General features: G+C 72.4%; 17 protein-coding genes and 2 pseudogenes. 17 read left to right on the top strand and 2 right to left on the bottom strand.

Features of this window, described 5'->3' with window-relative positions; translation table 11 throughout:
• Positions 1-214: 214 nt before the first annotated feature.
• From ACF09C_RS01295 to ACF09C_RS01265, 7 genes and pseudogenes are all read left to right on the top strand, one after another.
• Positions 215-808 (top strand): annotated as a pseudogene (locus ACF09C_RS01295) (oxygenase MpaB family protein); the annotation flags it as partial.
• A pseudogene (locus ACF09C_RS01290) lies at positions 705-1,109 on the top strand (DUF2236 domain-containing protein); the annotation flags it as partial. The pseudogenes ACF09C_RS01295 and ACF09C_RS01290, both read left to right, overlap by 104 nt.
• Positions 1,091-3,454: a tetratricopeptide repeat protein gene (locus tag ACF09C_RS01285; protein ID WP_392088640.1), complete on the top strand. Its 2,364-nt coding sequence runs from the start codon at positions 1,091-1,093 to the stop codon at positions 3,452-3,454. The pseudogene ACF09C_RS01290 and the gene ACF09C_RS01285, both read left to right, overlap by 19 nt.
• Before the next feature lie 171 nt (positions 3,455-3,625).
• The gene (locus ACF09C_RS01280; protein WP_392087294.1) at positions 3,626-5,164 is read left to right on the top strand and encodes a phytoene desaturase family protein; all 1,539 of its coding nucleotides are present in this window, start codon (positions 3,626-3,628) and stop codon (positions 5,162-5,164) included.
• A 225-nt stretch (positions 5,165-5,389) separates the two neighbouring features.
• Complete coding sequence (tdh, locus tag ACF09C_RS01275) at positions 5,390-6,418, top strand: L-threonine 3-dehydrogenase (RefSeq protein WP_392088639.1); 1,029 nt, start codon at positions 5,390-5,392, stop codon at positions 6,416-6,418.
• Positions 6,419-6,484: 66 nt separating this feature from the next.
• Positions 6,485-7,684, top strand: a complete 1,200-nt coding sequence (locus tag ACF09C_RS01270; RefSeq protein ID WP_392087292.1) for a glycine C-acetyltransferase — start codon at positions 6,485-6,487, stop codon at positions 7,682-7,684.
• Between the two features lie 4 nt (positions 7,685-7,688).
• Positions 7,689-8,597, top strand: a complete 909-nt coding sequence (locus ACF09C_RS01265; protein ID WP_392087289.1) for a LysR family transcriptional regulator — start codon at positions 7,689-7,691, stop codon at positions 8,595-8,597.
• A gap of 72 nt (positions 8,598-8,669) precedes the next feature.
• Here ACF09C_RS01265 and ACF09C_RS01260 read toward each other — a convergent pair whose 3' ends face one another.
• On the bottom strand, positions 8,670-10,454 hold the full coding sequence (locus ACF09C_RS01260; protein ID WP_392087287.1) for a serine hydrolase: 1,785 nt from the start codon (positions 10,452-10,454) through the stop codon (positions 8,670-8,672).
• A gap of 170 nt (positions 10,455-10,624) precedes the next feature.
• Between ACF09C_RS01260 and ACF09C_RS01255 the strand changes: the two genes are divergently transcribed.
• From ACF09C_RS01255 to ACF09C_RS01235, 5 genes are all read left to right on the top strand, one after another.
• Positions 10,625-11,734, top strand: coding sequence for an NAD(P)H-dependent flavin oxidoreductase (locus ACF09C_RS01255; RefSeq protein WP_392087285.1), 1,110 nt, complete (start codon positions 10,625-10,627; stop codon positions 11,732-11,734).
• Positions 11,731-13,278, top strand: a complete 1,548-nt coding sequence (locus ACF09C_RS01250) for an acyl-CoA synthetase (protein ID WP_392087283.1) — start codon at positions 11,731-11,733, stop codon at positions 13,276-13,278. The genes ACF09C_RS01255 and ACF09C_RS01250 overlap by 4 nt, the downstream gene beginning before the upstream one ends.
• Positions 13,279-13,347: 69 nt before the next feature.
• Entirely contained in the window at positions 13,348-14,457 is a 1,110-nt protein-coding gene (locus ACF09C_RS01245) for a calcium:proton antiporter (RefSeq protein WP_392087280.1), read from the top strand.
• A gap of 63 nt (positions 14,458-14,520) precedes the next feature.
• The gene (locus ACF09C_RS01240; RefSeq protein WP_392087278.1) at positions 14,521-16,032 is read left to right on the top strand and encodes a fatty acyl-CoA synthetase; all 1,512 of its coding nucleotides are present in this window, start codon (positions 14,521-14,523) and stop codon (positions 16,030-16,032) included.
• Between the two features lie 50 nt (positions 16,033-16,082).
• The gene (locus ACF09C_RS01235) at positions 16,083-16,541 is read left to right on the top strand and encodes a hypothetical protein (protein WP_392087276.1); all 459 of its coding nucleotides are present in this window, start codon (positions 16,083-16,085) and stop codon (positions 16,539-16,541) included.
• Between the two features lie 195 nt (positions 16,542-16,736).
• Here ACF09C_RS01235 and paaK read toward each other — a convergent pair whose 3' ends face one another.
• A complete protein-coding gene (gene paaK / locus ACF09C_RS01230; protein WP_392087274.1) occupies positions 16,737-18,023 on the bottom strand; it encodes a phenylacetate--CoA ligase PaaK in 1,287 nt (428 codons plus the stop codon).
• A 163-nt stretch (positions 18,024-18,186) separates the two neighbouring features.
• On the opposite strand from paaK, the gene ACF09C_RS01225 reads away from it, so the two are divergent.
• The 5 genes from ACF09C_RS01225 (at position 18,187) to ACF09C_RS01205 (ending at position 23,091) form a co-directional block, all read left to right on the top strand.
• Entirely contained in the window at positions 18,187-19,002 is an 816-nt protein-coding gene (locus tag ACF09C_RS01225) for a hypothetical protein (protein WP_392087272.1), read from the top strand.
• Positions 19,003-19,182: 180 nt separating this feature from the next.
• A complete protein-coding gene (locus ACF09C_RS01220; RefSeq protein WP_392087269.1) occupies positions 19,183-20,439 on the top strand; it encodes a type III polyketide synthase in 1,257 nt (418 codons plus the stop codon).
• Positions 20,436-21,659: a cytochrome P450 gene (locus tag ACF09C_RS01215; RefSeq protein WP_392087267.1), complete on the top strand. Its 1,224-nt coding sequence runs from the start codon at positions 20,436-20,438 to the stop codon at positions 21,657-21,659. Before ACF09C_RS01220 ends, ACF09C_RS01215 begins: the two co-directional genes overlap by 4 nt.
• Positions 21,660-21,675: 16 nt before the next feature.
• The gene (locus ACF09C_RS01210; protein ID WP_392087265.1) at positions 21,676-22,218 is read left to right on the top strand and encodes a cupin domain-containing protein; all 543 of its coding nucleotides are present in this window, start codon (positions 21,676-21,678) and stop codon (positions 22,216-22,218) included.
• A gap of 87 nt (positions 22,219-22,305) precedes the next feature.
• Complete coding sequence (locus ACF09C_RS01205) at positions 22,306-23,091, top strand: GNAT family N-acetyltransferase (RefSeq protein WP_392087263.1); 786 nt, start codon at positions 22,306-22,308, stop codon at positions 23,089-23,091.
• Positions 23,092-23,136 lie beyond the last annotated feature (45 nt).

The following is a 23,136-nucleotide window of genomic DNA, read 5'->3' as shown; positions in this document are numbered from 1 at the left end:
GCGCTCGGCTCGCGACCTCTGAGTCTCGGTCCCGTCGGTCCCGCCGGTCCCTCTTTCGCCTGCTCGGCGAGCCAGTGCGCGTACGGCTCCCGCAGTTGGCGGCCGTCGACGCGGGCGCTGCGGACATGGACGAGGACGGTGTGGTCGTCCACGTGCGCGAAGCGCGTCGCCCGAACCCCCGGCCGATCCGGAGCGTGCCCCGTAGCCTGACCGTATGAGCAAGGACGCCGATCCCGGGCTGTTCGGTCCCGGTTCCGTGACCTGGCAGTTGCACGGCGATCCCGTGATGTGGATCGCCGGCGTCAGCGCGCTGTATCTGCAGGCGCTTCACCCCGTGGCCGTGCGCGGCGTGATGATCAACAGTGACTTCCGCCGCGACGCCTGGGGCCGGCTGCTCCGGACCGCCGACTTCGTCGGCACGATCAGCTACGGGACCGCCGAGGCCGCCGAGGCGGCCGGAGCTCGGGTACGGAAGATCCACCGGCTGCTCGGCGTCGACGACCCCGAGCTGCTCCTCTGGGTGCACTGCGCCGAGGTCGCCTCGTACCTCTCCGTCGTCCGTCGCTCCGGCGTATCCCTCACCGACGCCCAGGCGGACCGGTACGTCGACGAACACCGCGTCTCCGCCCGCCTCGTCGGCCTCGACCCGGGCGTTGCCCGCGACCGTCGACGAACTCGGCGCCTACTTCGACGGGGTACGGCCGCGGCTCGCCGCCGGAGCGGACGCCCGCGCCGTGGACGCCTTTCTGCGCCGCCCGCCCGTCGCCCCCGCCCTCGTACCGGCGCGCGAGATCATCTGGCGGCGCGTGGCCTCACTCGCGTACGACTGCCTGCCCCTCTACGCCCACGAGCTCTACGGCAGGCCCGCGCCGCCGCCCGAGACCGTCACGTACCAGCTCACGGCCACGGCCAATCTGCTGCGTTCGATTCCGGCCCGGCTCCGCTGGCGGCTGCCGCCGGGTCACATTCTGAAAGCGATGTCCCGGCTCGGCCCCGACGCGCGTCCCGCCCCGTACACACTCCGCAGCCAGGCCGCCATACTGGACGAGCCGGGGAGGGCGCGAGGAACACACGGGGGCGACAGCACGCGATGGCGGAGACCAGGCTGATCCAGGGCCGGTACCGGCTGCACGACGTGATCGGGCGCGGCGGCATGGGCGAGGTGTGGCGCGCCACCGACGAGTCGCTCGGCCGCCGGGTCGCGGTCAAGTGCCTCAAACCGCTGGGACCGCAGCAGCGGGACCCGCACTCCCTGACCGTGCTGCGGGAACGGTTCCGGCGCGAGGCCCGGGTGGCGGCCTCGCTCCAGCACCGCGGGGTCACCGTCGTGCACGACTTCGGTGAGTACGACGGGGTGCTCTTCCTCGTCATGGAACTGTTGGAGGGGCACAACCTCAGCCAGCTCCTGGAGGAGAACAAGCAGCACCCGCTACCGGTGCAGGACGTCGTGGACATCGCCGAACAGGTCGCGGACGCCCTCGCCTACACGCACCGGCAGGGCATCGTCCACCGCGACCTCAAGCCGGCCAACATCATGCGGCTCGGCGACGGCGCTGTGAAGATCTGCGACTTCGGGATCGCGCGGCTCGGCGACAACATCGGCCACACCTCGCAGCTCACCGGCACCGGCATCGCGATGGGCACCCCGCACTACATGTCGCCCGAGCAGATCAGCGGCGGCCAGGTCGACCACCGCAGCGACCTGTACTCGCTGGGCTGCGTGCTGTACGAGATCGCCACCGGAGCCCCGCCCTTCGACCTGGAGGACGCCTGGGCCGTCCTCGTCGGCCACCGCGACACCCCGCCGCGACCCCTGCGGACCCACCGGGCCGAACTGCCCGACTATCTCGACCGGATCGTGCTCGACCTGCTCGCCAAGACCCCCGACGACCGGCCCACCGACGCGGGCGTCCTGCGGCGCAGGATCATCTCGGCCCGCACCGGAATCGGACCCGGCCCCGACTCTGGTCGCGGACTCGGCTCTGGACTCCTCCCCGACTCCGGTCGCGGACTCGGCCCCGGCTCCGGACTCGGCCCCGGCTCCAGCGGCGGTGTGCGGGAGGCCGTCGTTCCCGCTGCCGTCCCTCCCGCGCGGACGCCCGCCGACGAGGCATCCCCCCGACTCCCCTCCTGGGCCAGGGACATGACCGCCGGGCACCCCGCGACCGGTGAGGCCGACGCGTCGCGCCCGCAGGCGTACGACCCCGTCGCCGCGCTCACGGGGGAGTGGACGACCGCCTCCCGCGTGGTTCCGCCGCGCTCCCCGGACGGCCCGGAACGAGCCACCGCGCCGCCGGAACTCCTCGCCGTGCTCGCCGGCCGGCACCGGGCCGGGCTCGGCCTCGGCCGGCTCGGCCGCTGGGACGAGGCCGAGGACGTGCACCGGTCCGTCGTCGAGGACCGCCGCCGCGTCCTCGGACCCGACCACCCCGACACCCTCGCCAGCCGGTACGAACTCGGCTTCACCCTCAGCAGGCTCGCCCGCCCCGCCGAGGCCCTGCGCGAATTCGACCTGGTGGCCGAGGCGCGCGAGCGGGTCCTCGGCGCGGACCACCCCGACACGCTGGCCGCCCGTCAGGAGACGGCGTACGTCCTCGGCCGGCTCGGGCGGCACGTCGAGGCGCACCGGGTGTACGTGGACGTGCTCGCCGCGCGCGAACGCACCATGGGCGCCGACCACCCCGACACCCTGCGCTGCCGCCACAACCTGGCCTTCAACCTGGGACGTCTCGGGCGCCGCGAGGACGCGTACCGGATGGCCGCCGAGGTGGCGGCGGCGCGTGGCCGGCTGCTCGGCGCCGACCATCCCGACACCCTGGTGACCCGCTACGAGGTGGCCTACGACCTGGGCCAGTTGGGGCGCTGGTCGGAGGCGCTCGCCGCCTACCGCGAGGTCGTCGCCGCGCGCTCCGACGTCCTCGGCCCCGACCACCCCGACACGCTCGCCGCCTGTTACGAGGTCGGCATCTGCCTCGGCCGGCTCGGCCGGAGCGGCGACGCCCTCGGCCTCTACCGCGACCTGGTGGCCGCCCGCACCCGCGTGCTCGGCCCCGAGGACCCGGAGACGCTCCGCGCCCGACACGGCCTCGGCGTCAACCTCGGGCGGCTCTCCCGCTGGGAGGAGGCCGTCGCCGAGGCCAGTGACGTGTGCGCGATCCGCGAGCGGGTCCTCGGCGCCGACCACCCGGACACGCTCGCCAGCCGGCGCGAGATCGCCGTCGGCCTCGGCCGGCTGACGCGCTGGGCCGAGGCTCTCGCCTGCCACCGTCAGGTCGCCGAGGCCCGCGAGCGGAGCCTCGGCCCCGAGCACCCCGACACGCTGGCGGCCCGCCACGACGAGGCCCACTGCCTCGAACGGCTCGGTCGCGCCACCGAGGCCGCCGCCTCGTACCGCCGGGTGGCCGCCCCGCGGGAGCCCGCCGGCGGCAGCGACGCCCGTACGCCCCGGTCCTGAGCCGTCCCCCGTACGTCCCCCGTACGCCCCGGTCCTGAGCCGTCCCCCGTACGCCCCGCGTGGCCGACGGGCCCGAGCCCGACTGCGCGAGGCAGACCGGCGGGCCCCAGCCGACGCGGTCGCGCGCTCCCACGGGGTTCCCCCGGCGATCTTCGCGTGTTAGCAAGAGACATGACCGCACAGCGCTCGTACGACGCCGTCATCGTCGGCGGTGGCCACAACGGACTCGTCGCCGCCGCCTACCTGGCCCGGGCCGGACGTACCGTCCTCGTCCTGGAACGACTCGGCTCCACCGGCGGCGCCGCCGTGTCCACCCGGCCCTTCGCCGGCGTCGACGCCCGGCTCTCCCGGTACTCCTACCTCGTCTCGCTCCTGCCGTCGAAGATCGTGCGCGAGCTGGGGCTGCGCTTCGAGGTGCGGAAACGGTCCATCTCCTCGTACACACCGAAGGGCAACGGCGGACTGCTCGTCGGCGGGGGCGCGGACCGCACCCGTGCCTCCTTCGCGGCCCTCACCGGCTCCGACCGCGAGTACGAGGCCTGGCAGGGCTTCTACGCCCGTACGGCCGAAGTCGCCGAGCGGGTCTTCCCCACCCTCACCGAGCCGCTCCCCACCCGCGCGGAACTGCGCTCCCGCGTCGGCGACGAAACCTCCTGGCGCATGCTGTTCGAGCAGCCGATCGGCGCCGCCGTCGAGGAGACCTTCGCCGACGACCTGGTCCGGGGCGTCGTCCTCACCGACGCCCTGATCGGCACCTTCGCCGACGCCCACGACCCCTCCCTGCTCCAGAACCGGTGCTTCCTCTACCACGTGATCGGCGGCGGCACCGGAGACTGGGACGTCCCCGTCGGTGGCATGGGCGCCCTCACCGACGCCCTCGCGGACGCGGCCCACGCGGCGGGCGCGGAGATCCGTACCGGCCACGAGGCCGTGCGGATCGAGACCGACGGGCTCCGCGCCGAGGTCACCTACCGCACGGCGGACGGCGAGGGCGTGGTCGCGGCAGAGCACGTACTTGTCAACGCCTCCCCACAGGCCCTCGCCGAGCTCCTCGGCGAGACGCCCCCGGTGCCCGCCGAGGGCGCCCAGCTCAAGGTCAACATGCTGCTCACCCGGCTGCCCCGGCTACGCGACCGCTCCGTCGACCCGCGCGAGGCGTTCGCCGGTACCTTCCACATCGCCGAGGGGTACGGCCAGTTGGCCACCGCGTACGCCGAGGCGGCCGCCGGCAGGCTGCCCACCGCGCCGCCCTCCGAGATCTACTGCCACTCGCTGACCGACCCCAGCATCCTCGGCCCCGAGCTCGCCGGGCAGGGCTACCAGACCCTCACCCTCTTCGGGCTGCACACCCCCGCGCGGCTCTTCGCCGCCGACAACGACGGCGCCCGCGCCGCCCTCCTCAAGGCGACCCTGGCCGAACTCGACGCCGTCCTGGACGAGCCGCTCGCCGACTGTCTCGCCGTCGACGCCGACGGCAGGCCCTGCATCGAGGCGAAGACCCCGCTCGACCTGGAGCGTGACCTCAGGCTGCCCGGCGGGCACATCTTCCATCGCGACCTCTCTTTCCCCTACGGGGAAGAGGGCACCGGCCGCTGGGGCGTGGAGACCGGCCACGGCAACGTGCTGCTCTGTGGCGCGGGGGCCGTGCGGGGCGGCGGAGTCAGCGGCATCCCCGGCCACAACGCGGCGATGGCGGCGCTCGGGCGCTGACGCGGCGATAGCGGCGCTCGGACGGTGACGCGGCGATGGCGGCGCTCGGACGGTGACGCGCCGGGCGCCGCGGCCGGCGGCGTGAAGCTCACCTGTGGCAGCGCTTAAGAAATCCTCGATGGACCCCGATGCAGGACGTACGGAAGATTCTCTTCGGGGATCTTGGGCGCGGAACCGTGCCCGGACCCCGAAGGTCACAGGACACGCACGTCGGGAGCCATGGCATTGAAGGCGCTGGTCAAGCAGAAGGCGGAGCCGGGACTCTGGCTCATGGACGTACCGGAGCCGGAGATCGGCCCCGGAGACGTACTGATCAAGGTCAAGCGGACCGGCATCTGCGGCACGGATCTGCACATCCGCTCCTGGGACGGCTGGGCCCAGAAGACCATCGCCACGCCGCTGACCCTCGGCCACGAGTTCGTCGGCGAGGTCGTCGAGACCGGCCGTGACGTCGTCGACATCGCGATCGGCGACCTGGTCAGCGGCGAGGGCCACCTCGTCTGCGGCAAGTGCCGCAACTGTCTGGCCGGCCGCCGCCACCTCTGCCGCGCCACCGTCGGCCTCGGCGTCGGCCGCGACGGCGCGTTCGCCGAGTACGTCGCCCTGCCCGCGTCCAACGTCTGGGTGCACCGCGTCCCGGTCGACCTCGACGTCGCCGCGATCTTCGACCCCTTCGGCAACGCCGTGCACACCGCGCTCTCCTTCCCGCTCGTCGGCGAGGACGTCCTCGTCACCGGCGCGGGCCCCATCGGAATCATGGCCGCCGCCGTCGCCAAGCACGCCGGCGCGCGCCACGTCGTCATCACCGACGTCAGCGAGGAGCGCCTCGACCTCGCCCGCAAGGCGGGCGTCTCGCTCGCGCTGAACGTCGCCGAGCAGACGATCGCCGACGGCCAGCGCACGCTGGGCCTCAAGGAGGGCTTCGACGTCGGCCTGGAGATGTCCGGCAACCCGCGCGCGATGCGCGACATGGTCGCGAACATGACCAACGGCGGCAAGATCGCCATGCTCGGTCTGCCCGCCGAGGACTTCGCCGTCGACTGGGCGAAGATCGTGACCTCCATGATCACCATCAAGGGCATCTACGGCCGCGAGATGTTCGAGACCTGGTACGCGATGTCCGTCCTCCTGGAGGGCGGCCTGGACCTCGCTCCGGTGATCACCGGCCGCTACGCCTACACCGACTTCGAGGCCGCCTTCGACGACGCCGCCTCCGGCAAGGGCGGCAAGGTCATCCTCGACTGGACCGTCTGACCCGGCTCCTCTCGTCCACCTCGTCTTCTTCCTCCGCGCGTCCGACCTCCCGCTAAGGAACCCCACATGTTCGACTCCGTACGCGACGACCTCCGCACCACCCTCGACGAGATCCGCGCCGCCGGTCTGCACAAGCCCGAGCGCGTCATCGGCACGCCCCAGTCCGCGACGGTGGCCGTCACGGCCGGCGGGCAGCCCGGCGAGGTGCTCAACTTCTGCGCGAACAACTACCTCGGCCTGGCCGACCACCCCGAGGTGATCGCCTCCGCCCACGAGGCGCTGGACCGCTGGGGCTACGGCATGGCGTCCGTGCGCTTCATCTGCGGTACGCAGGAAGTGCACAAGGAGCTGGAGGCCCGGCTGTCCTCCTTCCTCGGCCAGGAGGACACGATCCTCTACTCCTCCTGCTTCGACGCCAACGGCGGTGTCTTCGAGACCCTGCTCGGCGCCGAGGACGCCGTCATCTCCGACGCCCTCAACCACGCCTCGATCATCGACGGCATCCGGCTCTCCAAGGCCCGCCGCTTCCGCTACGCCAACCGCGACATGGCCGACCTGGAGCAGCAGCTCAAGGAGGCCACCGAGGGCGGCGCCCGCCGCAAGCTGATCGTCACCGACGGCGTCTTCTCCATGGACGGCTACGTCGCCCCGCTCGGTGAGATCTGCGACCTGGCCGAGCGCTACGACGCCATGGTCATGGTCGACGACTCCCACGCCGTCGGCTTCGTCGGCCCCGGCGGGCGCGGCACCCCCGAGCTGCACGGTGTCATGGACCGGGTCGACATCATCACCGGCACCCTCGGCAAGGCCCTCGGCGGCGCCTCCGGCGGTTACGTCGCGGCCCGCGCCGAGATCGTCGCCCTGCTGCGCCAGCGCTCCCGCCCGTACCTCTTCTCCAACACCCTCGCCCCGGTCATCGCCGCCGCCTCCCTCAAGGTCCTCGACCTGCTGGAGTCCGCGGGCGACCTGCGCGAGCGGCTGCGCGCCAACACCGAGCTGTTCCGCACCCGGATGACCGCGGAGGGCTTCGACATCCTCCCCGGCGACCACGCCATCGCGCCCGTCATGATCGGCGACGCCTCGGAGGCCGGGCGCATGGCGGAGCTGCTCCTGGAGCGCGGTGTGTACGTGATCGGCTTCTCGTACCCCGTGGTTCCGCAGGGCCAGGCGCGCATCCGTGTCCAGCTCTCGGCCGCGCATTCGTCCGATGATGTGAACCGGGCTGTGGACGCGTTCGTCGACGCGCGCGCCGCCCTGCGAGACTAGGGGAATGATCGAAGCGCGGCGGCTGCACATCCTCCGAGCGGTGGCCGACCACCGCACGGTCACGGCGGCTGCCGCCGCGCTCTATCTCACCCCCTCCGCCGTCTCGCAGCAGCTCGCCGCCCTGGAGCAGGAGACCGGCCACCGGCTGGTCGAGCGCAACGCCCGGGGCGCCCGGCTCACGCCGGCCGGCGAGATCCTGCTCAGCCACGCCAACGCCGTCCTGGCCCAGCTGGAGCGCGCCGAGTCCGAACTCGCCGCGTACGGCTCCGGTGAGGCCGGGACGGTCACGGTCGCGGCCTTCGCCACCGGCATCGGCCTGGTCGTCGCCCCCGCCATCTCCGGCCTGGCCCGCACCGCGCCCGGCATCCAGGTCCGAGTGCGGGACGCCGAGGGCGACGAGAGCCTGCTGATGGTCCTGGACCGCCAGGTCGACGTGGCCGTGGCCGTGGAGTACCGGGGCGCGCCCGGTGAGGACGACGCCCGGCTCACCCGCGTACCGCTCTACGCGGAGCCCTTCGACGCCGTCCTGCCGCCCGGCCACCCCCTCGCGGCTGGGGATCAGGTCGCCCTCGCCGATCTCGCCAAGGACGCCTGGATCGGTCAGTCCCCGGGCAATCCCTGCCATGACGTGACCGTCCTGGCCTGCGAGTACGCCGGATTCGCGCCCCGCTTCGAGCACTCCTCCGACGACTTCCGCGCGGTCGTCTCCCTCGCCGCGGCGGGCGCGGGCGTCGCGCTCGTCCCGCGCTCGGCGCTGCGGGGCGCGGCCCTGGACGAGGTGGCGATCCGCCCGGTCGACGGCGTGGCCCCCACCCGCCGCGTCTTCGCGGCGGTCCGCAGGGGCGCCGAGGAGCACCCCCTGATCAGCCCGGTCCTCGCGGCCCTGCGGGAGGCCGCCGGCCCGGGTGCCTGAACCGGAGGCCGCCGGCCGGGTACCTGACCCGGAGGCCGCCGGCCCGGGTGCCACACCCGGAGGCGCCCCGGCTCAGTCCGCCGAGGCCGTCCAGCCCACGGCCTCGATCCGCGACGCGTCGGCCGGCCGGGCGTCGTCGAAGAGGGGCCGCCCCGAGGCGTCCAGGACCCTCAGGGCGTCCACGTACACCCCGCGCCCGACATAGCGCTGGTCCGTCGCGTACCGCCACCGCAGCCGTACGGGCCCGGTGCCCGCGCCCGTCGGGAGGTCCGCCGCCAGCCGGTGCCAGACCCGCCCGGACCAGCCGCTCACCGACCCTGCCGGATGCGACCGCGGCTCCTGCCCCTTCCGTACGGTGGTGAACGGCACCGGGCCCCATGTCCCGCCGCCGTCCGTGGAGGCCTCCAGGTGCGCGGCGTCCGCGGCCGGCTCGGTGTCCCACCACAGGGCGCACTCCACGCGCGCCGCGCCCGCCAGAGCCGGCAGGGTCAGCGTCGCCGTGGTCGCGTTCGCCATGCCCGAGAACCAGGAGCTGTGGCCGCGCGCCGGACGGACGGGCACGGCGCGGGCCAGGTGGTCGGCGGCGGCGGCCCGGGGCGCCGAACCGGAGCGCCATGTACGCACCGGGTGGACCGAGTTGCCGAGGACGACCAGGAACGCGTCGGTGCTCGGGTCGAGGACCAGACTGGTCCCGGTGAAGCCGGTGTGGCCCGCCGAGCGCGGCGTCGCCATCGCGCCCATGTACCAGTGCTGGTAGAGCTCGAAGCCGAGGCCGTGCTCGTCGCCCGGGAACGCGGTGTTGAAGTCAGTGAACATCAGCTCCACGGACTCGGGGGCCAGGATCCGCGCGCGGCCGTACGCCCCGCCGTTGAGCAGGGTGCGGGCCAGGACCGCGAGGTCCCAGGCGCAGGAGAACACCCCCGCGTGGCCGGCGACACCGCCCATGCCGAAGGCGTTCTCGTCGTGGACCTCGCCCCGCACCATGCCCCGGTCGAGCCCGGACCAGGGCAGCCGTGCGTCCTCGGTCGCCGCGATCTTCGGGCGCCACGAGGACGGGGGGTTGAAGAGCGTGCGGTGCATCCCGAGCGGAGCCGTGATCTCGGTCCTGAGCAGGCTGTCCAAGGTGCGTCCTGTGATCTCCTCCAGGATCAGCTGGAGCGAGATCAGGTTCAGATCGGAGTACAGATAGCGGGTGCCGGGCGCGTTGGCCGGCGCTTCCTGCCACAGCAGCCGCAGCTGTCCCTCCCGCGTCGGCTCCTTGAACAGCGGGATCCAGGCGCGGAACCCCGAGGTGTGGGTGAGCAGCTGACGGACCGTGATGTCCTGCTTGCCGCCGCCCCCGAACTCCGGAAGATACGCCGTGACCTTCGCCTCGAGTTCGAGGGTCCCGCGCTCGATCTGCTGCACCGCCAGGATCGAGGTGAAGAGCTTGGAGACCGAGGCCAGGTCGAAGACCGTGTCCTCGGCCATCGGGATCCGCTCGTCCGGCGGCAGTTCGACGCCGGTGTCCGTCTTCTCGTCGTACGCCGCGTACCGGACCGCGTGCCCGATCGGCCGGTGCAGCGCGACCGTCCCCCCGCGCCCGGCGAGCAGCACGGCGCCCGCGTACCAGGGGCGGCGGGGGGAGGGGGCGAGGTACGTCTCGGCGTCGGCGACCAGCAGATCCAGGTGCTCGGCGAGCAGCCCGGCCCGTTCGGGGGAGCCACGCCGCAGGGTGGTCCGGTCTCCGCCCCGGGGTGTGGAGGCCGCGGCGGCCCCCGGGATCGAGCCGACCATCACCGCACCTCCCAGGGCGAGAAGCCGGCCACCGAACGCCCGGCGGCCGATCCCCGCACTCCCTGCCGAATCCTCCGTCATCCCTACCCTCTCCCACGCCACTGAAAGAATCCTTCGGCCACACGCGCAACGCCTGAAACTTTCTTACCGGGGTGAGGGGTCGTCAAGGAAGCGGGCTGCGCTCCAAAGAATCTGACACTGCATCAGAAAATCTCTTCCCTCGGCCGTGTCCCTGCGGCATCCTGCCGCCCATGAAGACGGAGCTGAGCCAAAAGCTGGGGATCGAGCACGCCATCTTCGGCTTCACGCCCTTCCCCGCGGTGGCCGCCGCCATCACCAGAGCCGGCGGGTTCGGCGTGCTGGGGGCGGTGCGCTACACCGCCCCCGACGACCTGGCCCGAGACCTCGACTGGATGCAGGACCACACCGACGGGCTGCCCTACGGCCTCGATGTCGTCATGCCCGCCAAGAAGGTCGAGGGGGTGAGCGAGGCCGACGTCGAGGCGATGATCCCGGAGGGGCACCGCGAGTTCGTCCGCGCGACCCTCGCCAAGCACGGCGTCCCCGAACTCGCCGAGGGCGAGGCCTCCGGCTGGCGGATCACCGGCTGGATGGAGCAGGTCGCCCGCAACCAGCTCGACGTCGCCTTCGACTACCCCATCAGGCTCCTCGCCAACGCGCTCGGCTCCCCGCCCGCCGACGTCGTCCAGCGCGCGCACGACCACGACGTCCTCGTCGCCGCCCTGGCCGGCAGCGCCCGGCACGCCCGCCACCACGCCGAGGCCGGCATCGACATCGTCGTCGCCCAGGGCTACGAGGCAGGCGGCCACACGGGCGAGATCGCCTCCATGGTCCTCACCCCCGAGGTCGTCGACGCCGTCTCCCCGCTGCCCGTCCTCGCCGCCGGCGGCATCGGCAGCGGCGAGCAGATCGCCGCCGGGCTCGCCCTCGGCGCCCAGGGTGTCTGGCTCGGCTCCCTCTGGCTCACCACCACCGAGGCCGACCTGCACTCCCGTGCGCTGACCGCCAAGCTCCTCGCCGCCGGTTCCGGCGACACCGTCCGCTCCCGTGCCCTGACCGGCAAGCCCGCCCGCCAGTTGCGCACCGAGTGGACCGACGCCTGGGACGATCCGGAAGGCCCCGGCACGCTCCCCATGCCCCTCCAGGGGCTGCTGGTCGCCGAGGCCGTCTCCCGTATCCAGAAGTACGAGGTCGACCCGCTGCTCGGCACTCCGGTCGGCCAGATCGTCGGCCGGATGAACGCCGAACGCAGCGTCCAGCAGGTCTTCGACGACCTCACCCGCGGCTTCGAACGGGCCGTGGACCGCATCAACCGCATCGCCGGACGGAGTGCGCCGTGAGCGAGACGAACGGTTTCTGGTCCCAGGCCGCCGCCGACCCCGCCCGTACGGTCCTGATCGCACCCGACGGCGAGGAGTGGACCGCGGGGCGGCTGCACGCCGACGCCAACCGGCTGGTCCACGGACTGCGCGCGGCGGGCCTGGAGCGCGGGGACGCCTTCGCGGTCGTCCTGCCCAACGGCGTCGAGTTCCTCGTCGCCCATCTCGCCGCCACCCAGGCCGGGTTCTACCTCGTGCCGGTCAACCATCACCTGGTCGGCCCCGAGATCGCCTGGATCGTCGCCGACTCCGGCGCCAAGGTGCTCCTCGCCCACGAGCGGTTCGCCGCCACTGCGACGGCCGCCGCCGACGAGGCCGGGCTGCCCGCCACCCACCGCCACGCCGTCGGCGAGATCCCCGGCTTCCGCCCGTACGCCGAACTCCTCGCAGGCCACCCGGAGTCCGCGCCCGAGGACCGCACCCTGGGCTGGGTCATGAACTACACCTCCGGCACCACGGGCCGGCCGCGCGGCATCCGCCGCCCGTTGCCCGGCAAGCTCCCGGAGGAGACGTACCTCGGCGGCTTCCTCGGCATCTTCGGCATCCGGCCCTTCGACGGCAACGTGCACCTGGTCTGCTCGCCGCTCTACCACACGGCCGTGCTCCAGTTCGCGAGCGCCGCCCTGCACATCGGCCATCCGCTGGTCCTCATGGACAAGTGGACGCCCGAGGAGATGCTGCGGCTCGTCGACGCGCACGCCTGCACCCACACCCACATGGTCCCGACCCAGTTCCACCGGCTTCTCGCGCTCCCCGAAGAGGTGCGCGGCCGCTACGACGTCTCGTCGATGCGGCACGCCATCCACGGCGCCGCGCCCTGCCCCGACCACGTCAAACGGGCGATGATCGAATGGTGGGGGAGCTGCGTGGAGGAGTACTACGCGGCGAGCGAGGGCGGCGGCGCGTTCGCCACCGCCGAGGACTGGCTGAAGAAACCGGGCACGGTCGGCAAGGCCTGGCCCATCAGCGAGCTCGCCGTCTTCGACGACGACGGCAACCGGCTCCCGCCCGGTGAACTCGGCACCGTCTACATGAAGATGTCCACGGGTGGCTTCGCGTACCACAAGGACAAGGAGAAGACGGCGAAGAACCGCATCGGCGACTTCTTCACCGTCGGCGACCTGGGCGTCCTCGACGAGGACGGCTACCTGTTCCTGCGCGACCGGAAGATCGACATGATCATCTCGGGCGGGGTGAACATCTACCCGGCCGAGATCGAGTCCGCGCTCCTCACCCACCCGGCCGTCGCCGACGCCGCCGCCTTCGGCATCCCGCACGCCGACTGGGGCGAGGAGGTCAAGGCCGTGGTCGAACCGGCCGAGGGCCATGAGGCGGGGGAGGCGCTGGCCGCCGCGATCCTGGCGCACTGCGAGGAACGCCTGGCCGGCTACAAGCGCCCCAAGTCGGTCGACTTCATCGTCACGATGCCCCGCGACCCGAACGGCAAGCTCTACAAGCGCAGGCTCAGGGAGCCCTACTGGGAGGGCCACGAGCGCCCGCTCTGACCCCGCCGCGTCCCTGGACGGCCCACCGTGCAAGTCGGGCGAATGGCGCGATGTGGCAGGATGCGGATCATGAGTTCGAGTACGGCGGGCGGCCTGGCACGACAGTGGACGACATGGGGACCGGTCGTGGCGGCCGTCGACCTCGCGCTGACGTGGGGGCGTGATCTGGCCGGCTTCGGGGTGGCGATCGCGGCCGTCTGCCTCTTCGCGGCCGTGCTCGCCGCCGTCCACCACGCCGAGGTCGTCGCCCATCGCGTCGGCGAACCCTACGGCTCGCTCGTCCTCGCCGTGGCCGTCACCGTCATCGAGGTCGGACTGATCGTCACCCTCATGGCGGGCGGCGGCGAGAAGACCGCCACGTACGCCCGGGACACCGTCTTCGCCGCCGTCATGATCACCTGCAACGGCATCGTGGGCCTCTCGCTGCTCGTCGGCGCCCTGCGCAACCGCATCGCCGTCTTCAACGCGGAGGGGTCGGGCGGCGCCCTCGCCACCGTCTGCACCCTGGCGACCATGACCCTGGTCCTGCCGACCTTCACCACGAGCCACCCGGGGCCGGAGTTCTCCGGCGCACAGCTGGCCTTCGCGGCCGTCGCGTCCCTCGCTCTGTACGGGGTCTTCGTCGCCGTCCAGACCGTCCGGCACCGTGACTACTTCCTGCCGGTGTCCAGAGAGGGCCAGGCCGGTGCGGAGTCGGAGGACGACCACGCCGACCCGCCGACCAAGCAGGAGATGTGGATCAGCCTCGGCCTGCTCGTCCTCGCGCTCGTCGCCGTCGTCGGGCTCGCCAAGCTCATCTCGCCCACCATCGAGGACGGTGTGGAGTCGGCCGGCCTGCCCAAGGCCGTGGTCGGCGTCATCATCGCCCTGATGGTGCTGCTTCCCGAGACCCTCGCCGCCGTCCGGGCCGCCCGCCGGGACCGCATGCAGACCAGCCTCAACCTGGCGTACGGCTCCGCCATCGCCAGCATCGGTCTGACGATCCCCTCGATCGCGCTCGCCTCCATCTGGCTCTCCGGGCCGCTGATCCTCGGCCTCGGGGCCGTCCACATGGTGCTGCTCGTGCTGACCGCCGTCGTCAGCGCTCTCACCGTCGTGCCGGGCCGGGCCACGCTCCTCCAGGGTGGCGTCCACCTCTCCATCTTCGCGGCCTTCGTCTTCCTCTCGTTCAGCCCCTGACCCCGAAGGCCCCGGGTGGCACACGTACTTGACCCGCCACCCCGGGCCGCCGAGGATCACGCCATGGACCGACTCCTCAGCCGTACCGTCGACGGCGTCCTGCGGATGACCGCCCAGCGCACACCCGACCGGATCGCGGTCCGGTACGGGGACCGCTCCTGGACCTACGCGGAGCTGGACGCCGCCGTGTCCACCGGGGCCGCCGTCCTGCGGGAGCGCTACGGCCTCGAGGAGAGCGCCCGCGTCGCGACGTACGGCCACAACTCCGACGCGTACCTCGTCGCCTTCCTGGCCTGCTCGCGCGCGGACCTCATCCACGTCCCGGTCAACCACCACCTCACCGGCGACGACCTCGACTACATCCTGCGCCAGTCGGGCAGTTCGCTCGTCCTCGCCGACCCCGCGCTCGCCGACCGCGTCCCCGCGGACCTGCCCGTACGGGCCCTGCGGGACACCGAGGACTCCTTTCTCACCGCGCTCGACGAACCCGAGGCGTTCGACCCCGACCGTGATGCCCGTGAGTACGTCCAGCTCCTCTACACCTCGGGCACGACGGCGCTGCCCAAGGGCGCCCGGATGACGCACCGGGCGCTCGTCCACGAGTACGCGAGTGCCATCGAGGCCCTGGACCTGAGCGCCGACGACCGGCCGGTCCACTCGCTGCCGCTCTACCACTCCGCGCAGATGCACGTCTTTCTGCTGCCCTATCTCGCGGTCGGCGCCGAGAACACCATCGTGGACGGCCCGGACCCCAAGGTGCTGTTCGACCTGATCGAGGCGGGCCGCGCGGACAGCCTCTTCGCCCCGCCGACGGTCTGGATCGGCCTGGCGAACCACCCGGAGTTCGCGACCCGCGACCTCTCCGGCCTCCGCAAGGCGTACTACGGCGCCTCGATCATGCCGGTCCCCGTCCTGGAGCGGCTGCGCGAGCGCCTCCCCGGACTGGGCTTCTACAACTGCTTCGGCCAGTCCGAGATCGGCCCGCTCGCCACGGTTCTCGGCCCCGACGAGCACGAGGGTCGCCTGGCCTCCTGCGGGCGTCCCGTCCGCCACGTCGAGGCGAAGGTCGTCGACGAGCACGGCGAGGAGGTTCCCGACGACACCCCCGGCGAGATCGTCTACCGCTCCCCGCAGCTGTGCGACGGCTACTGGTACAAGCCCGAGGAGACCAAGGAGGCCTTCCGGGGCGGCTGGTTCCGCTCCGGCGACCTCGCGGTGCGCGACGCCGAGGGCTATTACACGATCGTGGACCGGGTGAAGGACGTCATCAACTCCGGCGGCGTCCTGGTCGCCTCCCGCCAGGTCGAGGACGCCCTCTACACCCACCCGGCCGTCGCCGAGGTAGCCGTCGTCGGCCTCCCCGACGACCGCTGGATCGAGGCGATCACGGCGGTCGTCGTCGCCCGCGCGGAGGTCACCGAAGCCGCCCTGATCACCCACGCCCGCGAGAAGCTCGCCCCCTTCAAGGCCCCGAAACGCGTCCTCTTCGTCCCCGAACTCCCCCGCAACGCCAGCGGCAAGATCCTGAAGCGCGAACTCCGCGACCGCTTCACGCCGCCACGAGACGATGCCTGAAGGCGGTCCCGCCCTCGGGCGCTCGTCGAGACTCCCGTAGCGTCCGTTCCATGACCGAGCTGGAGGCCCTCGTCCGCCTGTGCCCGCCGCCCACCGAAGCGCCGCCGGCGGTGGACTGGGCGTCGGCCGAGCGCGCTCTCGGCGTGACGCTTCCCCATGACTACAAGCGGCTCGTAGAGACGTACGGAGACGGCATCTTCGACGAGACGATCTGGCTGCTCGCCCCCGACTCCGCCTACGACGACTGCGACCTGCACGCACAGACCGCGGAACGGGACGAGATCCTGGCCGACTTGTGGGAGATGGGTGAGGAGAAGCCGGCCGCCCTGCTCGAACCGGGGGTCCGGGTCCTGCCTGGGCCTTCGAGGAGGGCACCGGGGCGTTCCTGTACTGGCTGGTGCGCCCCGGGCAGCACCCCGACGCGTGGACCGTGCTCTACAACGAGGGACGCGGCCCCCTGTGGGAGCACCACGCGACCGGGTGTGTCGCCTTTCTGCGGGCGGTGCTGACGGGAACGGCGGAGACGGACTACTTCGGTTACCTCCACGAGGTGCTGCAGCCGAAGGAGCACCTCTTCGAGACGGCCGACCAGACCCTCGGCGCGTCCGAGTCCTGACATCGTCGGCCACTCCCGGCGCCCTGACCCGCCAGGCGGTTCCTGGGTCGTGTCCGGAAAGTCCGGCCTGGCTCGCGGCGGACGCTCCCTAGCCCTGCCGCAGATCCACGATCCGCTTGATCTTGCCCACGGAGCGCTCCAGCGTCTCCGGGTCGACGACCTCCACCGCGACCGAGACGCCGATGCCGTCCTTGCAGGCCGTCGCGATCGCGCGGGCCGCCTCCGCACGTTCGGCGGGGGTGGCGTCCGGGCGGGCCTCGGCGCGGACGGTGAGGGCGTCGAGGCGGCCCTCGCGGGTGAGCTTCAGCTGGAAGTGCGGGGCCACGCCCGGCGTGCGCAGGACGATCTCCTCGACCTGGGTGGGGAAGAGGTTCACCCCGCGCAGGATCACCATGTCGTCGCTGCGGCCCGTGACCTTCTCCATCCGCCGGAAGACCCGCGCCGTGCCCGGCAGCAGCCGCGTCAGGTCGCGTGTGCGGTACCGGATCACCGGCATGGCCTCCTTGGTGAGGGAGGTGAACACCAGCTCGCCCTCCTCGCCGTCCGGCAGCACCTCGCCCGTGATCGGGTCCACGATCTCCGGGTAGAAGTGGTCCTCCCAGATGTGCAGGCCGTCCTTGGTCTCGACGCACTCCTGCGCCACGCCCGGGCCCATCACCTCGGACAGCCCGTAGATGTCGACCGCGTCGATCGCGAACCGCTCCTCGATCTCCCGGCGCATCGCCTCCGTCCACGGCTCGGCGCCGAAGATGCCCACCTTCAGCGAGGTCGTCCGCGGATCGACGCCCTGCCGCTCGAACTCGTCGAGCAGCGTGAGCATGTACGAGGGCGTGACCATGATGATCTCGGGCCGGAAGTCCTGGATCAGCTGGACCTGGCGGGCCGTCATACCGCCCGACGCCGGGATGACCGTGCAGCCGAGCCGCTCCGCGCCGTAGTGCGCCCCGAGCCCTCCGGTGAACAGGCCGTATCCGTAGGCCACATGGACCTTGTGGCCCGGCCGGCCGCCCGCCGCCCGGATCGAGCGGGCCACGACGTCGGCCCAGGTGTCCAGGTCGCGCTCGGTGTAGCCGACCACCGTCGGCCGGCCGGTCGTCCCGCTGGAGGCGTGGATGCGCCGGACCTCCGACTGGTCGACGGCGAACATCCCGAACGGGTACTGGTCCCGCAGATCGGTCTTGACGGTGAAGGGGAAGCGGGCGAGGTCGGCCAGCGAACGGCAGTCGTCGGGACGCAGCCCGGCCTTGTCGAAGGACTGCCGGTAGAAGCCCACGTTCTCGTACGCGTGCCGCAGGGTGGACCGCAACCGCTCCAGCTGGAGCGCCGGCAGCTCCTCACGTCCGAGTCGTTCGCCGCTGTCCAGCAGATCCGTCATGCCGCGCCCACTCCCGTTCCGCCACCGTGAAGTCGTGATGAATCGGACTACCGATCATTCGGTAGATCCTTTCGGGGTCAGTAAATCTGCCCGGACCCGGTGCGTGGCAAGAGGGTGGCGCCGAATTTCCCGTTCCGTGACCGGCTGATTACGCTCGGTCGCCGTGACTCTCTGGATGCTCAACCACCTCAGCACCCTGACCCTCGGCGTGATGATCGTCGGCGGCACGGTCCTCGTCTCCCTCGTCGGGAGCGTCCTCCTGCGCAGGATGCACCCCCGGCTCGCCGAGGGGGAGCACAACGACATGGTGGGGGTCGTGCTCGGGATGTTCGGCGCGATCTACGGCATCATCCTCGCCTTCGTCATCGTCACCCTGTGGACGCAGATGGAGAACACCCAGAACGTGGTCGCCGCCGAGGCCACCGGCGTCGCCCTGGTCGTGCGCGACGCCCGCGCCTTCCCGCCCGAGGCCAAGGCCCGCGTGGACGCCGCCGCCTCGGGCTACGTCCACGGCGTCGTCGAGGTGCAGTGGCCGCTCATGCGCGAGGGCGCCGCGGACTACTCCGTGACGGGCGGCAAGCTCGACGGGCTGTACGACGCCCTGCAGGCGTACGAACCCGTCACCGAGTCGGAGAAGGCCTTCTACGCCCAGGCCGCCGCCACCCTCGACGACGTGGCCGGCCAGCGCAGGGCCCGGATCACCATGGCCGGCCAGCAACTGCCGCTGCTCCTCCAGTTGCTGGCCGTCGGCGGCGCGCTCGTCATCATCCCGCTGACCTTCCTCTACGGGATGCGGAGCCGGCGCATGCAACTCCTCTTCGTCGGCGCGGTCGCGGCGCTCATCGGATTCAGCCTCCTGCTCGTCGTCGTCCTCGACCGGCCGTTCGCCGGCGACCTGAGCGTCAGCCCCGCGCCGTACAAGGAGGGTGCCCTGGCGGCCTTCTGGGAGCCCGGCGCGCAGGACATCGCACGGGGCTGACAACTCTTCTGCGCTTCTGTCACCACGGTTACTTCAAGATCACACAATTGAGTGTGTTTGATCGTCTTTCTGATCGTTCCGCCCTCCCGGGGGTAATCCGCAGGGAACCAGAGGTACGCCCGGCGGCTCGTCCCCGGCCCGGACGGACCTCGTACGCCCCTTCGGACACAAAGGCCCCCCATGCCCGTCCTGTGCCGTCCCGCCGTCTCCGTCCCCGAGCACACCATCACCCAGGACGAGACCCTCGACCTGGCCCGCAGACTGCACGCCGGACACGCGCAACTCCCGCTCGTGCTCCGTCTCATCGCCAACACCGGAGTCGCCAAGCGCCACCTCGTCCAGCCGATCGAGCAGACGCTGGCCCACCCCGGCTTCGCGGCGCGCAACGAGATCTACGCGGCCGAGGCCAAGGCACGCGTGCCCGCCGTCGTCGTCGAGGCCCTCGCCCACGCGGGCCTCGACGCCCAGGACATCGACCTGATCGTCTACGTCTCCTGCACCGGCTTCATGATGCCCTCGCTGACCGCCTGGATGATCAACAACCTGGGGTTCCGCAGCGACACCCGCCAGATGCCGATCGCCCAGCTCGGCTGCGCAGCCGGCGGCGCCGCCATCAACCGCGCCCACGACTTCTGCGCCGCCTATCCGGGGGCCAACGCCCTCGTCGTCGCCTGCGAGTTCTGCTCCCTGTGCTACCAGCCGACCGACCTCACGGTCGGCAACCTCCTCTCCAACGGACTCTTCGGCGACGCCGTCGCCGCCGCCGTCATCCGCGGCACGGGCGGCGTCGGCGTCCGGCTCGAACGCAACGGCTCGCACCTGGTGCCCGACAGCGAGGACTGGATCGCCTACAAGGTGCGCGAGACCGGCTTCCACTTCATGCTCGACAAACGCGTCCCCGGCACGATGGAGCAGCTCGCCCCCGCCCTCGTCGACGTCGCCGCGAAGCACGGACAGGACGCGGGTGCCCAGGACTTCTACGTCATCCACGCCGGCGGACCCCGCATCCTCGACGACCTCGGCCGCCACCTCGGCGTCGCCCCGGAGGCCTTCCGTTTCAGCCGAGCCACCCTGACCGAGTACGGAAACATCGCGAGCGCCGTCGTCCTGGACGCCCTGCGCAGGCTCTTCGAGGAGGGCGGCCCTCCGCCCGGCTCACCGGGGCTCATCGCGGGCTTCGTCCCCGGGATCACGGCCGAGATCTCCCTCGGCAGTTGGACCGGCGACCACCCGGCGGACGAGATCCGCCGCGAGACGGTCCACCTGCACGGAGGCCCGGTCCCCATCCGCGTCCCGGCCGTCCCCGTACCCGCTGCCCTTCCGGCTCCCACACCGGCTTCCACCACCCCCGTGCCCGCCGGTCTCTCCGCGCGGACCACTGCCTCTCGCCCCCTCAGATCGCCGAACAGCCCCGCACCCGCGAAAGCCGCCTCATGACCACCACCGCCACGCCCGAGTCCGCCGCCACCCCCCGCGTCCACTTCTGGGCCGTACCGGACCTCACCGGCCTCGAATTCGACCCCCTCCTCGCCAAGCTGCTCCACGAGGACCCTGTCACCCGGGTCCGGCTGCCGCACGGCGAGGGCCACGCCTGGCTGGTGACCCGCTACGAGGACGTCAAGTTCGTCTCCGTCGACCCCCGCTTCAGCCGCCAGGCCGTCCACGGCCGCCAGGTCACCCGGCTCGCCCCGCACTTCATCCCCATGGACGGCGCCGTCGGCTTCGCCGATCCGCCCGACCACACCCGGATGCGGCGTGTCGTCGCCCGGGCCTTCTCCGCCCGCGCGCTCGCCGCCCTGCGCGACCACGCCCAGGCCACCATGGACCGGCTCCTGGACGCCATGGAGGAGCAGGGCGCCCCCGCCGACCTCATGGCCGTGGTCAACCGGCCGTTCCCGCTGGCCATGGTCAGCGAGCTGATGGGCGTACCGGAGGGGGACCAGCAGCTGATGGCGGGGTGGTCCGACACGATCATCTCCGCCGGCGCGGGACGCGAGGCCAGCGAGCAGGCCAAGGCCCAGCTGGCCCAGTACTTCACTGACCTGGTCGGACGCAACCACGGCACCGGCCGCGAGACCCTCGCCGCCGTCCTCGCCGACGCGGTCGACGACACGACGCTGGAGGAGCACGAGGCCGTCGGGCTCGCCGTGCTCATCCAGATCGGCGGCGCGCATGCCGTCCGCAACAACAGCGCCAACATGGTCTACGCCCTGCTCACCCACCCCGAGCACCTCGCCCGGCTCCGCGCCGAGCCGGAGCTGCTGCCGCAGGCCGTCGACGAACTGCTCCGCTACATCCCGCACCGCAACGCGGTCGGCCTCTCCCGGATCGCCCTGGAGGACGTCGAGGTCGGCGGCGTCCTCATCCCGGCCGGCGACCCCGTCTACGTCTCGTACCTGACGGCGAACCGGGACCCGGAGGTCTTCCCCGAACCCGAGCGCCTGGACTTCGACCGCGGCTACAACCCGCACGTCGCCTTCGGGCACGGGCCGCACTACTGCCCCGGCTCCCAACTCGCCCGTATCGAGTCGGAGATCCTCCTCGACACCCTCTGGAAGCGGTTCCCCGGACTGCGGCTCGCGGTGCCCGAGGAGGAGATCGAGTGGCAGCGGGGCGCGCTCATCCGCGGCCCCGAGACCCTGCCGGTCACGTGGTGAGAGGCCCGACGGAACCATGACAGCGATCCATCCCGCCGACGGACTCGTCGTGCCACCGGGACACGGCAAGACCCTGACGGCCGCCGCGCAGCGGGTGACGTTCAAGGTCACCGGCGCGCACACGCCGACCGCCTCCACCTTCGAGGTCGAGGTCCCGCCGGGGTTCGACGTCGGCGCCCACACCCACGGCCACAGCGAGGAGCTCTTCTACCTGCTCGAAGGAGAGCTGGACGTCCTGGCCTTCGAGCCCCGCGTCCGCACCCCCGACCGGTGGCGGGACTGGGAGTCCGCCTCGGGCGAACGGGTCGTCCGGGCCACCCCCGGCACCCTGATCCTGGTCCCGCCCGGCTGCCCGCACGCCTTCGCCAACCCGACGGGGGAGCCCGCCCGGATGCTCTTCCAGGCATCCCCGCCCCCCGACCACGAGCGGTACTTCGAGGAGCTCATCGAGATCCTCGGTTCCGGCGGAGAGGTCGACCACGCCGCGGTCGAGGCGCTCCGCCGCCGCTACGACATCGAACAGCTCACACCCCTGCGCCACGAGCCGGCCCCCGGCTGACGACGGGCGACGCACGGCAGGACCGTCGGGGGCGCCCGCGCGGAAAACGGATTGCAGCGCCCCGGCGGCCGGTGCTGGAGTCTGCCCATGACCGACGACGCGATCCTCGCCCTGTACGACCGCCAGCTGCGCCTCGGCGCCCGCCCGGACGGGCCCGGCGTGCGCGTGGAGCGGGACGGTCCTGTCGTACGCCAGACGGGCCCCGCCCACGCGTGGAACGGCGTCCTCTGGTCAGGGCTCGACGAGCGGGACGCCGATGCGGCCGTGGCCGAGCAGATACGTCACTTCACCGCCCTCGGGCTGCCCTTCGAGTGGAAGGTGTACGGGCACGACGGCCCGGCCGACCTCGCCGACCGGCTGCGCGCGGCCGGGTTCGACACCGAGGACGAGGAGACCCTGATGGTCGCGGAGGCGGCCACCCTGCCCCTCTCCGTCGACCTCCCCGAGGGTGTCGAGCTGGTCCCCGTCACCGACGCCGCCGGAGTGGAGCTGGTCACCCGGGTCCACGACCGGGCCTTCGGCGGGGACAGCTCCCACATCGGCCGGCAGCTCCTCGACCGGCTCGCGGCAGAGCCCGACACCGTCGCCGCGGTACTCGCCCTGGCCGGCGACGAACCCGTCAGCGCGGCGCGCCTGGAGCTCTACCCCGGCACCGACTTCGCGGGCCTGTGGGGCGGAGGCACCGTCGAAGCCTGGCGGGGCAAGGGCCTCTACCGCGCCCTGGTCGCCTTCCGCACCCGTATCGCCGTCGAGCGGGGCCACCGCTACGTCCAGGTCGACGCGGCCGACACCAGCCGCCCGATCCTCCACCGCCTCGGCTTCACCGCGCTGACGACGACCACTCCGTACGTCTACGTCCCTCGCACGCCGTAGCCGCCCAGGGGCGCGGCACAGGTCCCTGGCCCACATTGACATGCC

Origin of the sequence: Streptomyces sp. NPDC014870 (assembly GCF_043081505.1) — a bacterium.
Lineage (GTDB): Bacteria > Actinomycetota > Actinomycetes > Streptomycetales > Streptomycetaceae > Streptomyces.
This window is presented reverse-complemented; position numbering and strand designations above follow the sequence as displayed.

Excerpts from the sequence above, each read along its gene's own strand:
- ACF09C_RS01285 (WP_392088640.1), top strand. The coding sequence starts at position 1,091 with ATGGCGGAGACCAGGCTGATCCAGGGCCGGTACCGGCTGCACGACGTG.
- ACF09C_RS01280 (WP_392087294.1), top strand. The coding sequence starts at position 3,626 with ATGACCGCACAGCGCTCGTACGACGCCGTCATCGTCGGCGGTGGCCAC.
- ACF09C_RS01270 (WP_392087292.1), top strand. The coding sequence starts at position 6,485 with ATGTTCGACTCCGTACGCGACGACCTCCGCACCACCCTCGACGAGATC.
- ACF09C_RS01265 (WP_392087289.1), top strand. The coding sequence starts at position 7,689 with ATGATCGAAGCGCGGCGGCTGCACATCCTCCGAGCGGTGGCCGACCAC.
- ACF09C_RS01260 (WP_392087287.1), bottom strand. The coding sequence starts at position 10,454 with ATGACGGAGGATTCGGCAGGGAGTGCGGGGATCGGCCGCCGGGCGTTC.
- ACF09C_RS01255 (WP_392087285.1), top strand. The coding sequence starts at position 10,625 with ATGAAGACGGAGCTGAGCCAAAAGCTGGGGATCGAGCACGCCATCTTC.
- ACF09C_RS01245 (WP_392087280.1), top strand. The coding sequence starts at position 13,348 with ATGAGTTCGAGTACGGCGGGCGGCCTGGCACGACAGTGGACGACATGG.
- ACF09C_RS01240 (WP_392087278.1), top strand. The coding sequence starts at position 14,521 with ATGGACCGACTCCTCAGCCGTACCGTCGACGGCGTCCTGCGGATGACC.
- ACF09C_RS01235 (WP_392087276.1), top strand. The coding sequence starts at position 16,083 with ATGACCGAGCTGGAGGCCCTCGTCCGCCTGTGCCCGCCGCCCACCGAA.
- paaK (WP_392087274.1), bottom strand. The coding sequence starts at position 18,023 with ATGACGGATCTGCTGGACAGCGGCGAACGACTCGGACGTGAGGAGCTG.
- ACF09C_RS01220 (WP_392087269.1), top strand. The coding sequence starts at position 19,183 with ATGCCCGTCCTGTGCCGTCCCGCCGTCTCCGTCCCCGAGCACACCATC.
- ACF09C_RS01215 (WP_392087267.1), top strand. The coding sequence starts at position 20,436 with ATGACCACCACCGCCACGCCCGAGTCCGCCGCCACCCCCCGCGTCCAC.
- ACF09C_RS01210 (WP_392087265.1), top strand. The coding sequence starts at position 21,676 with ATGACAGCGATCCATCCCGCCGACGGACTCGTCGTGCCACCGGGACAC.
- ACF09C_RS01205 (WP_392087263.1), top strand. The coding sequence starts at position 22,306 with ATGACCGACGACGCGATCCTCGCCCTGTACGACCGCCAGCTGCGCCTC.